Source organism: Rhizobium sp. BR 362 (assembly GCF_036528765.1).
Lineage (GTDB): Bacteria > Pseudomonadota > Alphaproteobacteria > Rhizobiales > Rhizobiaceae > Rhizobium.
This window is the reverse complement of sequence record NZ_JARWGH010000010.1, coordinates 97,904-110,638: the sequence shown is the minus strand read 5'-3', so window position 1 is coordinate 110,638 and position 12,735 is coordinate 97,904. Positions and strand designations below refer to the sequence as shown.

12 protein-coding genes and 2 pseudogenes are annotated in these 12,735 nt (G+C 58.0%); 7 read left to right on the top strand and 7 right to left on the bottom strand.

The window, feature by feature from the left end; translation table 11 throughout:
- Positions 1 to 24: 24 nt before the first annotated feature.
- Complete coding sequence (locus QDY28_RS15905) at positions 25 to 1,098, bottom strand: glycosyltransferase family 2 protein (protein ID WP_442967532.1); 1,074 nt, start codon at positions 1,096 to 1,098, stop codon at positions 25 to 27.
- A gap of 228 nt (positions 1,099 to 1,326) precedes the next feature.
- On the opposite strand from QDY28_RS15905, the gene QDY28_RS15900 reads away from it, so the two are divergent.
- The 3 genes and pseudogenes from QDY28_RS15900 to tnpC (QDY28_RS15890) form a co-directional block, all read left to right on the top strand.
- Positions 1,327 to 1,698 carry a transposase gene (locus tag QDY28_RS15900; RefSeq protein WP_331382640.1) on the top strand — a complete coding sequence of 124 codons (372 nt, stop codon included), beginning with the start codon at positions 1,327 to 1,329 and terminating at the stop codon, positions 1,696 to 1,698.
- On the top strand, positions 1,695 to 2,039 hold the full coding sequence (gene tnpB / locus QDY28_RS15895; RefSeq protein ID WP_331382639.1) for an IS66 family insertion sequence element accessory protein TnpB: 345 nt from the start codon (positions 1,695 to 1,697) through the stop codon (positions 2,037 to 2,039). The genes QDY28_RS15900 and tnpB (QDY28_RS15895) overlap by 4 nt, the downstream gene beginning before the upstream one ends.
- Positions 2,040 to 2,114: 75 nt before the next feature.
- Positions 2,115 to 3,504 (top strand): annotated as a pseudogene (tnpC, locus tag QDY28_RS15890) (IS66 family transposase); the annotation flags it as partial.
- Positions 3,505 to 3,531: 27 nt separating this feature from the next.
- Here the strand turns inward: tnpC (QDY28_RS15890) and QDY28_RS15885 are convergent.
- From QDY28_RS15885 to QDY28_RS15860, 6 genes and pseudogenes are all read right to left on the bottom strand, one after another.
- A pseudogene (locus QDY28_RS15885) lies at positions 3,532 to 5,567 on the bottom strand (recombinase family protein).
- Positions 5,564 to 6,058, bottom strand: coding sequence for a hypothetical protein (locus tag QDY28_RS15880; protein WP_331382638.1), 495 nt, complete (start codon positions 6,056 to 6,058; stop codon positions 5,564 to 5,566). Before QDY28_RS15880 ends, QDY28_RS15885 begins: the two are co-directional and overlap by 4 nt.
- 52 nt (positions 6,059 to 6,110) lie before the next feature.
- Entirely contained in the window at positions 6,111 to 7,700 is a 1,590-nt protein-coding gene (tnpC, locus tag QDY28_RS15875) for an IS66 family transposase (protein ID WP_331382637.1), read from the bottom strand.
- A gap of 54 nt (positions 7,701 to 7,754) precedes the next feature.
- Positions 7,755 to 8,108 carry an IS66 family insertion sequence element accessory protein TnpB gene (gene tnpB / locus QDY28_RS15870; protein ID WP_331382636.1) on the bottom strand — a complete coding sequence of 118 codons (354 nt, stop codon included), beginning with the start codon at positions 8,106 to 8,108 and terminating at the stop codon, positions 7,755 to 7,757.
- On the bottom strand, positions 8,092 to 8,550 hold the full coding sequence (gene tnpA, locus QDY28_RS15865; RefSeq protein ID WP_331382635.1) for an IS66-like element accessory protein TnpA: 459 nt from the start codon (positions 8,548 to 8,550) through the stop codon (positions 8,092 to 8,094). The genes tnpB (QDY28_RS15870) and tnpA overlap by 17 nt, the downstream gene beginning before the upstream one ends.
- 298 nt (positions 8,551 to 8,848) lie before the next feature.
- Positions 8,849 to 9,349, bottom strand: coding sequence for a DUF995 domain-containing protein (locus tag QDY28_RS15860; protein WP_331382634.1), 501 nt, complete (start codon positions 9,347 to 9,349; stop codon positions 8,849 to 8,851).
- 238 nt (positions 9,350 to 9,587) lie between these two features.
- Between QDY28_RS15860 and QDY28_RS15855 the strand changes: the two genes are divergently transcribed.
- From QDY28_RS15855 to QDY28_RS15840, 4 genes are all read left to right on the top strand, one after another.
- On the top strand, positions 9,588 to 10,061 hold the full coding sequence (locus tag QDY28_RS15855) for a hypothetical protein (protein WP_331382633.1): 474 nt from the start codon (positions 9,588 to 9,590) through the stop codon (positions 10,059 to 10,061).
- A gap of 172 nt (positions 10,062 to 10,233) precedes the next feature.
- Positions 10,234 to 10,593: an aminotransferase class I/II-fold pyridoxal phosphate-dependent enzyme gene (locus tag QDY28_RS15850; RefSeq protein ID WP_331382678.1), complete on the top strand. Its 360-nt coding sequence runs from the start codon at positions 10,234 to 10,236 to the stop codon at positions 10,591 to 10,593.
- Positions 10,594 to 10,927: 334 nt separating this feature from the next.
- Positions 10,928 to 12,049 carry a helix-turn-helix transcriptional regulator gene (locus QDY28_RS15845; protein ID WP_331382632.1) on the top strand — a complete coding sequence of 374 codons (1,122 nt, stop codon included), beginning with the start codon at positions 10,928 to 10,930 and terminating at the stop codon, positions 12,047 to 12,049.
- A 93-nt stretch (positions 12,050 to 12,142) separates the two neighbouring features.
- Positions 12,143 to 12,682 (top strand): pyridoxamine 5'-phosphate oxidase family protein, encoded by a 540-nt coding sequence (locus tag QDY28_RS15840; protein ID WP_331382631.1) that lies wholly within the window; start codon positions 12,143 to 12,145, stop codon positions 12,680 to 12,682.
- Positions 12,683 to 12,735: the final 53 nt, after the last annotated feature.

Sequence of the window (12,735 nt, the reverse complement as noted above, 5' to 3'; positions counted from 1 at the left end):
AAGTGTGCTCCACAAGACGTGACATTATCGATGCATTTTCAAGTAATCGGCATTCGGCAGAGTTTCGATCTGCGCGGCCAGCGCAGCTTCAAGCGCCCGGCGTTTTTCCGTGGCATTCATATCGGCAAAATCGCTGGCAAGGTCGATGGAATGTCCATTTTGAATGAGACTTTCGATCACGAACATCGGCCGCCTTTTGTTCTCCTGAACCAGGCGGCCGATATATTCGCCGATGATGCCGATGCAAATCAGCTGGATCGCGCTAAAAGCGGCGATCGCAGCTATAATGCTTGACCAGCCAACGATAGTCTCGCTCTCGATCCAACGCACCAGCGTATAGATCAACAGCGCGATAGCGGCGGCCGCCGTAACCATGCCGAGCCATGTACTGATGCGCAGCGGCACGGTGGAAAAACTGGTAATAGCGTCGATGGAGAAATTGACCATCTTGCGCAGCGGATATTTTGTGGCGCCAGCGAACCGGGCGTCGCGCTCATAAGGCAGTGCTACCTGCCGCCCACCGATCCAGCTCACCATTCCGCGAATAAAGCGATCACGCTCGGGCATCGACAGCAAGATATCGACGATCCGGCGGCGCATCAGGCGGAAATCCCCCACGTCACGGGGGATAGTCACAGAGGCCAGTCGCGACAAAAGGCGGTAAAAGAGCGAAGCGGATGCGAGCTTGAACCAGCTTTCCCCTTGTCGGCGCGCGCGCTGCCCATAGACGACATCTGCGCCGCGATCCATGATGGTCATCATCATCATCAATAGCTCCGGCGGATCCTGCAGATCGGCGTCGATCAGAAGCACACGCTGGCCGCGCGATGCGGCAAGCCCGGCCGTCGCAGCAAGCTGATGACCATGATTGCGCATCAACCGGACGCCGAGCACCTGCGTGACTTCTTCGGCAAGCGAGGCAATAACGTCCCAGGTCCTGTCCGTTGACCCGTCGTCCACCAGAATGATCTCAAAGGCATCGCCGACTATGTTACGCGCTGCCGCTACCGCTCGCCGACAAAATTCCCGCAGCCCCTCTTCCTCATTATGGCAAGGCGCAACGATGGAAAGAAGGAACTCTCGCGATATGTCGTTCATAGTCACCAACACGGGATTGAAGCGGCGAGATTAAGTCCAAAAAGTCAAACAAGATTTAAGGATACGAAAGACCGCACGGAATCGGTTTGACGGACTTGATTGTAGACAGTGTTGAGACGCCGAAGGCGTACGGATTAAGGTAAGCGCATAGGCGACCCCACGTAGCATCCAGATAGAAAATCGCTCATTTTCAGCATGAATCATGCTGGGAACCCTATGAGTGAAGATATGAATCATGATCGTACGTTCGAAATTCTGACGGCAGAGCCGGTGCGAACGCGGCGGAAACCGAAGTCGTGGTCAGATGAGGCGAAAGCTCTGATCCTGGAGCAAGCTCTCGCTCCTGGCGCTAATGTCTCTGCGGTGGCGCGTGCCCATGGAATGGACCCGTCGCAGCTCTTTGGATGGCGGCGAGTAGCCCTCGCATCTGGTTCGGTTCAGCGCCTGAAAGCAACCGAAAACGAAGAGGCCTTTACTCGTTTTGAGGCGGTGCGGACGGACACTGTCGAGATCCAGGTGGGCGACACGACACTTCGCGTCAGCGCTTCGATCAATCCGGCGCTGCTAAGCGGCATTGTCCGGGCGGTACGGCAAGCATGATCGCTTCGGGTGTCGTGGTCTATGTGTCGTGCCAACCGGTCGACTTCCGCAAAGGCGCTGCATCGCTGATGGCCCTGGTTCGCGATGGCGGCCTCGACCCCTTTAGCGGCGCTCTTTATGTATTCCGCTCAAAACGCGCAGACCGGATCCGCATTGTTTGGTGGGACGGCAGTGGGGTCTGCCTTTACGCCAAAATAATCGAGGAAAATGGCTTCTGCTGGCCTGTCCCGTCTGCTGCCTGCGTCCGTCTCGACCATGCGCAATTAATGGCGCTTCTGGCCGGAATGGATTGGAAAAAGATCCGCCCCGCCAAGGTGCGGCGGCCACTTTCGATCGGCTGATGACGATGTGCGGCAAGATGAATCATGTTGCTGTAAGTGTTGGGAAATCGGCTGATTCTATGCTCTACTACGCGCATGGTTTTACCCGGTCCCGACCTTCCTGACGACGTCGATGCGCTGAAAGCGATGATCATCGCTTTGAACGCAGAGAAGGCTGCGACTGACGCCGAAATTGCCCGAATGAAGGCTGTCCAACAGAAAGCCGACGAGCGGATCACCACTTTGACGGCGATCTTGAAGGTTTTGCAGCGGGCCCAAAACGGGACGCGCTCCGAGCGACTGCGGCTGGCGATAAACGACGAGCAGATAGACTTCGCTTTTGAGGAGGTCGAGACTGGCCTTGCGGCGATTGATAGCGAACTCGGCCAAGTGGGCAAGGCGCGGCCAAAAAGGGAGGCCCGGCCTCGCAAAGGTTTTGCCGCCCATCTCGAACGCATCGAGGAAGTGATTGAGCCGGAGATCCCCGACGACTGCCAAGGCTTGGAAAAGGTTCTGATCGGCGAGGACCGATCCGAGCGGCTTGATGTCATACCGCCGAAGTTCAGGGTCATCGTGACACGCCGCCCGAAATATGCGTTCCGCGAACGTGACGGCGTGCTGCAGGCTTTGGCACCCGCGCATATCATCGAAGGTGGGCTGCCGAGCGAACGGTTGCTGGCCTATATCGCCGTGTCGAAATACGCCGATGGTCTTCCGCTCTACCGGCAGGAGGCGATCTATCTGCGCGACAAGCGTGGTCCTCAGCCGCTCTTTGATGGCCCAATGGATGGGGCATCTGGGCTTCGAGCTGCGGATCCTGGCGGATTACATCTTGGAACGCATCAAAGCCGGAGAGAGGGTTTTTGCAGACGAGACCACCTTGCCGACGCTGGTCCCCGGCTCTGGTAGAACGATGAAGGCGTGGTTATGGGCCTACGCTTGCGATGACCGACCGTTTGGCGGGTCTGGCCCGCCGATGGTTGCCTATCGCTTCGAAGACAGCAGGGGTGGCAAGTGTGTCGCGCGTCATCTCGCCGGGTTTAGTGGCATCCTGCAAGTGGATGGGTACTCGGCTTATACCAGCATGCTCAAGGAGCGCGCCAAGTCCGGCAGCAATGAAACGATCAAGCTGGCCGGATGCTGGGCACATTTACGCCGAAAGTTCTACGAGCTGCATGTCGGCGGCATTAATGACGCTGCGACAGCGACGATTACAGCGATGACGGAACTTTGGAAGGTCGAGGACGAGATCCGCGGCAGTGATGCCGAAACCCGTGCCACACGTCGTCAGGAGACGTCCGCTGGCATCGTCGCCGATCTCTTCCGCTTGTGGGAGAAGGAACTCTCCAAAGTCTCCGGAAAGTCCAAGACCGCTGAGGCGATACGCTACGCCCTGACATGCCGGGAGGCGCTGGAGCACTTCTTGACGGACGGTCGCGTGGAAATCGACTCCAACATAGTCGAGCGTGCCATCCGACCCCAAACCACGTTGTGTTCATTATGCACCCCCTATTCAAGTGTCTGTAAACATTGGAATTTGACTTTCCGGCGGCGACTGACACGGGCGCCCTTTCCGCCTCATCGCAGTTGTGACGCCGGGATTGCGAAGATCCGAGGCGTTAATTTGGTACGGCGCGCCAGGAACAACCTGTTGGGCCGGCAATATTCCGGCCGCTATCAGGCTGCGAATACGATGAGCAGTAACGTTACTAGCCTTGGCAGCTTCGGTTAGCGTTAGCCAGCTTGAATTCCACGCACGCGGCGGATCGAGCCGACGCGTTTTGCTGTCCAGGTCTTGCCTTGAGCAGTCGGTAGTCCCATCCGATTCAAGGTCGCAGCGATGTGCTCATCAGACCAACGGCTCGCCATACTCTCTATGACGGCCAAGGCGTCGTCGGACGTGACACATTCGTGTTCACCGGATTGTGGTTTGCGCAAGCGGAGGGTGGAATGTCGACCACCCTTCCAATGGATCGTCAGCACGATCTCGCTGTCGGCCTCATCGAGGTTGACGGTAATGTCGTTTATGAGCGCGCGCACCAACTGCTGGCGCGTGCGCATCGACACGTTGGAAGACGACCAGGCTACGTCGAGATCTTCGGCAAGGCCTGTAAAATCGGGCTTGGGCATAGCCGAGTTGGACATCTTCATGTCTTCCAGACGAGCCTCATACTCGCCGACACGGCGTAGTGATGTCTCCCAGTTCTTCTCGAGCTGTGCGGCAATCAGGCGATTATCCGGATCGCACGCCGCGTAGCGCCGCTCGGCGAGGGAAGCTTCGTAACGAGCTTGTTGCAACTCGAGTTCGAGAATGCGCTGTTGTTCCCGTTGGGTTTCCATGTGCGTCCGCTCTGCAACAAGCGCTGCTTGAATTGCAATCGGCTGAACGACCCGCACCAACTCACGCGCAATCGCCGTGTCGACCCGCTGGCCGCCAAAACACATGCACCGTGGTAGTCCGAGAGCCGTCCGGCCGACGCATTGGTAGACAGGATAAGGGTAACGCCCTCGATACGCTACCCTCAGCCGATGCCCGCATTGGCCGCAGGTCATCAACCCGATCAATAGGGATCGGCCACCTCGCCCAGACTTGGCTCCGTCGCGTTGACCATATGCATTAATGGCGAGTTGCTTCTGATTACGCTCGTATATTCCCCAGTCGATATAACCTTCATGGTGATCCTTCAAAAGGACCTCATACTCGTTGAGTGGCAGAAGGTGACCGTACGTCTTGTGGGGGCGGCCGTCGACGACTTCGGTTCTGCTCTTGCTTTTGCCATAGGCATAAGCTCCAGCATAAAACGGATTCTTCAACACCGAGATCACATTGCGATAGCGGATCGGCGTCCAGTCGAGCGCCGTCAGTTTCCTGCCATCCGAAGGGCGAGGAAAATGCATTCCTTCGCGATGCAGCGCCAAATGGGTCTGACGAGCGCTTCCCAGTTGGCGAAAACGGCTGAATATCTGCCGCACTGCCTCCTGGACGCGAGCGTCAGGATCCAGGCCAAGGCCGATCTCGCGATGCCAGATATAGCCAATCGGCACGCCAATACGCAGTTCTCCTCGTCGTGCCTTGGAGCGGACCGCTTCGTGCATGCGAGTTCGCAAAATATTTAACTCGAATTCGCTGATACTCCCCTTCATGCCCAACAATAGCCGGTCATTCGGACGGCAAGGATTGTAAACACCGTCGAGGTCGATCACCCGAGCTTCAACAAGGCCGCACAGTTTTAATAGGTGATGCCAGTCTCGGCCGTTACGGGCGAGACGGGAAGCGTCGAGACAAAGGATGGCGCCTACATTACCAGCACACAACCAAGCCACCAGCTTGTCAAACCCCGGTCGCGCGACGGTCCCGCTCGCCGAACGGCCAAGATCGTCATCTATGACCTCGACATCTCGAAATCCACGCCGCCGTGCCTCCTCGACAAGTTCATACTGGCGCCGCTGGCTCTCGCGATTGAATTGCACTTGGGCGGGTGTGGACTGACGGACATAAACGACGGCCTTCCGCTTTAGCAGCGATGCGGGAAGATCAACGTTCGTCATCGCCGGCCTCCATGATTCTTATCCCGCCCGCCTGCAGGATCAATTGCGCGAGGCGCAAAATCATTGCTTGTCGCTCCGCCGTGTTCATTCGCGTCAACTCGGGTGTTTCCAACGTCATGCTGAGCTGGCAGGGTTTTACGATGGCGGGGTGCTGTCGTGCTTTCATCGCATGCCTCCTCGATAACTGTTGTGTCATCCGAAAAGACTTGCCTGAGTCCGTGATCCTTGAGTACCCGATCGAGGTCCGTCAGCGCTTGCAACGATACCTGCGGCTCTCCCAATGTCATCGAGGCACAGGTCGCGCGGTCGAGCATCCACCGGTCCACAGCCGTCGTTACTCCGGGTTCGTGCTCGACAACTACGACTTCCGATCCGCTGCGCTGCTCGCCGTAGTAGCGTCGGACATGCCGACCATAAAACGCATGCCAGCGGTAATGGATCTCGACTTCTTCCCCGATATGGGCAGAATGTCCGTAAGCGCTCATTTCCATGCGCGTTGACGTGGCCGGTTTGATTTGGTCGCTGTTAGACGGCTGCATCGGATCAGGCAGCGGCGGCTTTTGGGAAGTTGAAGGGCAGCAGGTCGGTGATGTCGGCATCTGTTGCACGCTGCGGTAATTCGCTAAGAACGTGACGCATATAGGCCAAGGGTTCGATATCGCAAGCTCTGCAGGTCAGCATGAGGCTGTAGACGACGGCGCTGGCCCTGGCTCCGTCCACGGTGTCGCTGAACAGCCAACTCTTTCTTCCCGTGGCAAAAATCCTGATGTCGCGCTCAAGCAAGTTGTTGTCGATCGGCATCCTGCCGTCTTCAGTGTAACGCGTCAGGTACTCCCACTGGTTCAGGGTGTAGGACACGGCATCGCCGATCTTGCTGTCGGGCAGGACCTTCGGCGTTATGTCGTCGAGCCATGCCTTGAGAGCATTGAGGATGGGCACGCTGTGTTGCTGGCGGAAGCGGCGAATGCAGTCGGCTTGTGTTTCGTCCTTGTCGGTACCGGCGGCAATGTCCGGCTTCTCGCTGCGCGCCTGGCTCTCAATCCGGTAGAGCTGCTCGAAGAACTTCAGCGCCTGCTCCGGCGGACCGCCGCCTTTCTTCCTTGCCTTCAGTGCATCGACGAAGCGACGCCTGGAATGGGCCATGCATCCCAGATGGGTGGCCCCTGCCAGCGTGCGCCAGGCGGAATAGCCATCGCTCATCAGTATGCCGCGGTAATCGCCGAGGAAGGCCTGCGGATAAATTTGGCCGCGGCCGGGTTGATAATCGAGAAGCACGATCGGCTCGTGGCTGTCCTCTCCACTCCGATACGCCCACATGAATGATGTGCTGGTGGCCTCCCGGTCCTTTTCCTTCAAGACCTGGACCGTCGTCTCATCGCCGTGGATGAGCGGCTGCGACCTGAGCCGCAGCTTCAGCGCGTCATAGATGCGGGAGAGATGCTTCTCGCTCGATCCGATCACCCAGTGACCGAGAGCGCCGCGGCTGACGGGAACGCCGGCACGCTCGAAGGCCTGGGCCAGACGATAGAGCGGCGTGCCATCGACATATTTGTGGACGAGCGCGAAGGCCAGCGTCGAGGCCGTGGCGATGCTGCCAGGCAAGGGCTGTGCGGGCATCGGCGCGATGACAACAGGCGTGTTGATACCGGTTCGGTCGCAATGGCGGCAGGCGTACTTGAAGCGCACATTCTGCAGGACCTTCGCCTTCACCTCGATATGGAGCTGTTCGGTGACGGCCTCGCCCATGCGATGCATCTGGTGAAGGCAGCAAGGACAGGCCTTCTGGTCGTCGGTAAGATCATACTCGACACGCTCGCGCGGCAGGTGTTCCGGTAGGGGCTTGCGGCCACGCTTCTTTCCCTCCGGCTTTCCGGCGGACGCAAAGCCAGTGTCCGGCAGGTCGACGACACCACCGTCTTCGCCGCCGGCGTCGTCTTCATCGGCAACCTGCTCGGCTTCGTTGAACAGCCGATCGATGTGCTTCTCGCTCTTCGGCGCAAAACGATGGAGCCGCGCCAGTGCCAGTTCTTCCTCGAGCTTGACCACGCGTTCCGTGAGCTGACGGTTTTCCGCCTGCAGCGCCGCAATGCGCGCCATCAACTCCTCAACAGTCGGTTCGCCGGGTCTGATCATCAGATTCTTGAATCTGAACCGCACCGCCGCGTCAACCGCAGAAGTCGAGAGCCGTCAGCCGGCGATCTGGTATTGCCGCACCGGATGGCGGACCATCGCATCGATATCGATACCGTCGAGGATCCAGTGGAGCTGCTCGGTCGAAAGCGCCACCACCGCCGTCTCCCGGCGCGGCCACCGGAACCTGTCTTCCGTCAATCGCTTCAGGACCATCACAAAACCGGACCGATCGAAGAACAGGAGTTTCATCCGGTCGCGGCGGCGATTGCAAAACGCAAAGACCGCAGGCGCAAACGGGTCGAGCTCCATCACCTCCTGCACCAGGACCGCAAGGCTGTTGATGCCGGCGCGAAAGTCGATCGGTTCGCGATGCAGGTAGACCTTGAGATCATCACGTAGTCTGAACATGACCCAGAGCTCCGATGATGGCCGTCAACGCATCCACATCACCGCATTCCAGCGAAAGCTTCACGCCGTTCGGAAGCAATGCGCTGATTTTGGAAAATCGCGACAGATGGGCTGTCTTTTCCTGTGTTGCCGCATGGGTTTCACCACACGTGGCCGGCATATCCAACGAGCCGTTCTCGACAGGCAGGCTGTAGTCTGCTGCGACGACTGGGATAAACGCCGATCTTGCTGATCTCACCGAGGAGCCAGTCTCCTTGGCATCCTTGACCCACTTGCGCAGAAGGTTGGCATTGATCCCATGGGCAAGCGCAAGGCCTGATATCGACACACCAGGCTGAAGGCAGGCCGCAACAAGCCGCTCCTTCGATCCAGGATCATAGCGGCGTCGCCCATCACGCCCAACAAGCCGCACACGCAGCTTCTGCCCACCATCGTCACTCATATTTGGTGTCCACCTATTTCAAGTGGACACTTCATGCGACACAGGCCCCGATGGGAAAAGGTGCGGGGAAATGAGCGCTTTCGCTTATGCGTGCTTCGATCCAGGTGGAGTAGCTTTCAAGCCGATCGGAAAGAGACGGACCTTTCGGCGAGGCGAAACGCGCATTGCTTTTGTTGAGTGGGTGAATCTTTCGCTGCCATCACGGTCTCCCGGTTTGGGTATTGCGATGAGCCCCGGCAGTGCGGGAACGGTCCGAGATCACCGTTCACCGCACTCAGATCATGCTGCCGCCTCAGACTTAATCTGGTAGAGATGCCTTAACCGTCTCCATCCGCCCAGAAACTTTGTCACCCATCTTGAAGCTGTCCCTGAATTCGCAATCACAGACGTTACCGGTCCACTCTCCGTTTCCTGATCCGTTCTTGCTCCAAAAAACCTTCCCTACCTTGAACCAGGAAACGCACGGGGCCCACTTGGTGCCGTCTCCGGTCTTTTTGCCTCGCCAAACTACGTCATAGCAGAATTCGTTATCCTTGACGGTCCACTTACCTTCGGCCCAGGCCTTCTTGCCATCCTTCTTGTCCATGATGCCGAGCACGTTGCCATCCGCTGTCCATGTGTAACTCACCTTCCCCCCATCGGTGTCCCATATGGCGGTGTTGCCAACGTAGAGTCTTGTTGTTTCCTCGGCCGTCAGCGCCTTGGCATTTTTGGGCATCTTCATGTTGGCCTGCGCAACGCCAAATGATGTGGCAGTGGCCAGGCTTGCGGCGATCGCGATCGAAATTATGCGTTTCATAGTTTTCCCTCCAGTTTGATGGTCCATAGGTACGCCGCGATCTGTGTGCTCACATCTCCCAAATGGGATATGACCTGCCCCCAGCACCTCCGTATCCTCCAGGTCCGGTCATGCGGCCTTGGGGGATAGCACCGTGGATAGCGCGGAATTCGATGTCTTTGATGGGGTGACAACCGACTACTACGACCAGGCAATCATCGACAACCTCCCTAGTCGATAGAAGCCCCTGACCGGGTGGATGGACGCGCGGACGCGGAACGGCCTCGATCCCTACAGCAAATATACCGCCGCCTGGATCGACACCGAAATCGTCGCCTACGCGAGAAACGGGGAACCCTTTCCCGGCGTGAACTTCGCATCCCAGGATTACCTGAACCTCGCGACGGAGAAACGCGTCATCAATGTGGCGACGGAAGCGGCCGAGCGGTACGGGGTCCACAGCGCGGGATCGTCGGCCTTGATGGGGCTTACGGAGATGACGATCGAACTGGAGAGGAAGCTCGCCACCTTTCTTGGGCTCGCCGATGCAACCGTGTTCCCGACCGGCTGGGGAGCTGGCTACGGGCTCATCAGGACGCTCGTGCGCCGGGATGCCCATGTCGTCATCGACGTTCTTGCACATGCCTGCCTCCAGGAGGGAGCCGACGCCGCGACGGGCAACGTCCACCGGTTCCCACACTGCTCGAACGAGGGCGGTTGCAGGGTGCTTTGAAGAATGTCAACATCGTTATGGGGAGCTTCTCCAAGACATTCGGTTCCAACGGCGGTTTCGTCGCCTCGAACAGGACGGAGCTGAAACTCCCGCTGAGATACACGTGCGGCCCTCTGACCTTCACCAACGCGATATCGCCGAGCAGGCGGCCGCGGTGCTTTCCTAGCTCGGTATCGTCGACAGTTCCGAAGGCGAGCGTCGGAGGAAGCGCTTGATGGGCAACGTCATGCACATGCGCTCATCCGTCCAAAGCGCCGGATTTCAGGTCATCGGAGAGCCAAGCGCGATCGTTCCGGTCGTGCCCGGGTCCAACGGACTGTCGCGCAAGATGACCTCCTACATGCTGAACAACGGCGCGATCGTTAATCTCGTCGAGTATCCCGCCGTCGCGAAGAACGGATGTCGTTGGCGGGTGCACTTGATGCATAATCACACGCGCGAGCAGATAGACGCCTTCGTGATGACTGCCATGGCGGCGCGCGACGCCGTATCATCCGGCTGCGATCGATTGCTATCGCTTGCCACAGCCTGATACCTTGCGGAAGGAGCACCGAGGCGCAAACAGCCTACCATACCCTCGCGCCTCGCCAAGCTAGCAAGAAATTGCGGCCCCCTGCGAGCGATGTCGTCTTCCATCTGTGATAAGCCCCGCGCAGAGTTGTATGATCAGTTGTCAGCCGAAAGCGCACTAGCCTAGAACAAACCCTTCGTCCGGAGCCCGCCAATACCAGTATCGACCTCGGCGCTTACTGTCGACTTCGCACCAATAACGTGCTTATATAAGCGTAGTTGCGAATATAACGATTGCGTAATCGACGATACTAGGTGTTTCCAAATCGCAGGGACGGGGCGACCCAGCGCAAAACATGGCGTACCACGTTGTCGACGTCGAAAGGACGACTGATCATCTTGTCGACCTAATCTATGCCTGCCTTCTCGGCGAGGCCACTTGGCAGCGCTTCCTTGACGAATTGAGCAACTTACTCCCCGCAGGGAAATCGCTGTTTCTGTTGCATGACACCGTCAGGCATAAGGGTTCTTTTTCATTGGCCTCCGGGCTGCGCGAGGACGATCTCGTCGCGTATTCCCAGCACTATTCGAAGATTAACCCGTGGATGAAAGGCGCAGCCATCCGTCCTATTGGGTTGGGTGTCGTTTCCGAACAAATGCTTGAGAGAGCCGACCTCGTCCAGACAGAATACTATTGTGATTTCCTGCGGCATGTTGATTGCGAGGCGGCCGTCGGAGTGACGATTGCCCGCGAAAACGGGAGGCTGTTTGCTCTAAGTACGCTCACCGCAAATCCCGATCCAGATGACAACATGGCCGCTGCCAAGGTGCTCACGGGACTCTCCCCGCATCTCCATAAGGCGTTCCGTTTCTATCGCGGGCAGGAACAAGGGGGTAACGCCGAGAACCAAATAACCATCCTCGATCACGCTGACATCGGGGTTGTGGTTGTCGGAGAAGGCGGAGTGCTCAGACGTTCCAACTCATTGGGTGATCGTCACCTCGGAGCCGGGGAACTCGTCGGACTTTCGCCTGTCAGCAGGGTGACCCTCAGAGATAGGACTGCCCAAGGCGTCTTACGTGAAATGGTCGACGGGATAGCGGCTGCGCCAAGGCTGCACTCCTACGTCGTAATGACCTCTCAAGGTCTGACTAAGGTCACCCTCGCAAAGATTTGTAGGGACGCGCTTGCCGACTTTTTCATAGGCCCGGCTGTGGCGATCATCATCGATACGGCAAGCTGGTACAATTCCGCCGGCATTGCAAGCTTCGCGCGCCGCTTCAAATTAACTCCAGCAGAACTGAGGCTGGCGGATGCCCTCGGCCGTGGCGCATCGGTACGTGAGGCTGCCGGTTCCCTGGGGATCGTTGAAGGCACTGCCAGGCAGCAACTAAAGTCGATCTTCCGCAAGACAGGAGTGTCGCGGCAGTCGGAACTGGTGATCTGCATGCACAGCCTCTCGACGGGAGCCACGTAACCCGCGTTCGAAGCTCGCGCCGATCTCGAATGGACCGTCTTATTCGTCCTGGAAGGCACGAGGTTAGAACGGACGCAACAATGGCTTGGTCGGATGGCGAACGCATATCTCGCAAGCTCGCGGCGCTGGCGGCCAAACTCCGCTGAGCCGGCGGGCTTTCGAGTGGGACTGCACAAAAATCGAGAATACTCACTGAGGGACAGGACAATGGATGATTTTCATACGAAACGCATGATCCTTGAATTCCTGAGAAAGCACACCTTGGCGGTCATCGCGACCTGCCATCGTGATGGAACGCCCGAGGCTGCTACGGTCGACTTCTCGGTGCGCGACAATCTTGAGGCCGTGTTCAGCACCTTCAAGGAAACGCGAAAGTTCGACAATCTCGCGGAGCGTCCAGGCGTCGCATTCGTAGTCGGATGGAACGACAATATCACGGTGCAATACGAGGGTGAGGCAACAAGGGTTCCTGCCGCGGATATCGAACAATACCAGGAAGCTTATCTCAACAGCCTTCCGGCCGCGAGGGAGTTCATCGAGAGAGGGGCCGTGATATTCAAAGCGACGCCGCGGTGGATTCGATATTCGGATTTCAACAAGGAGCCTCCCGAGCTGATCGTGATTCAATTGTGACAGACGCAAACGGCTTCGGGTCGCCATCCGAAGGCGTCGGCTGCGTAGCACCT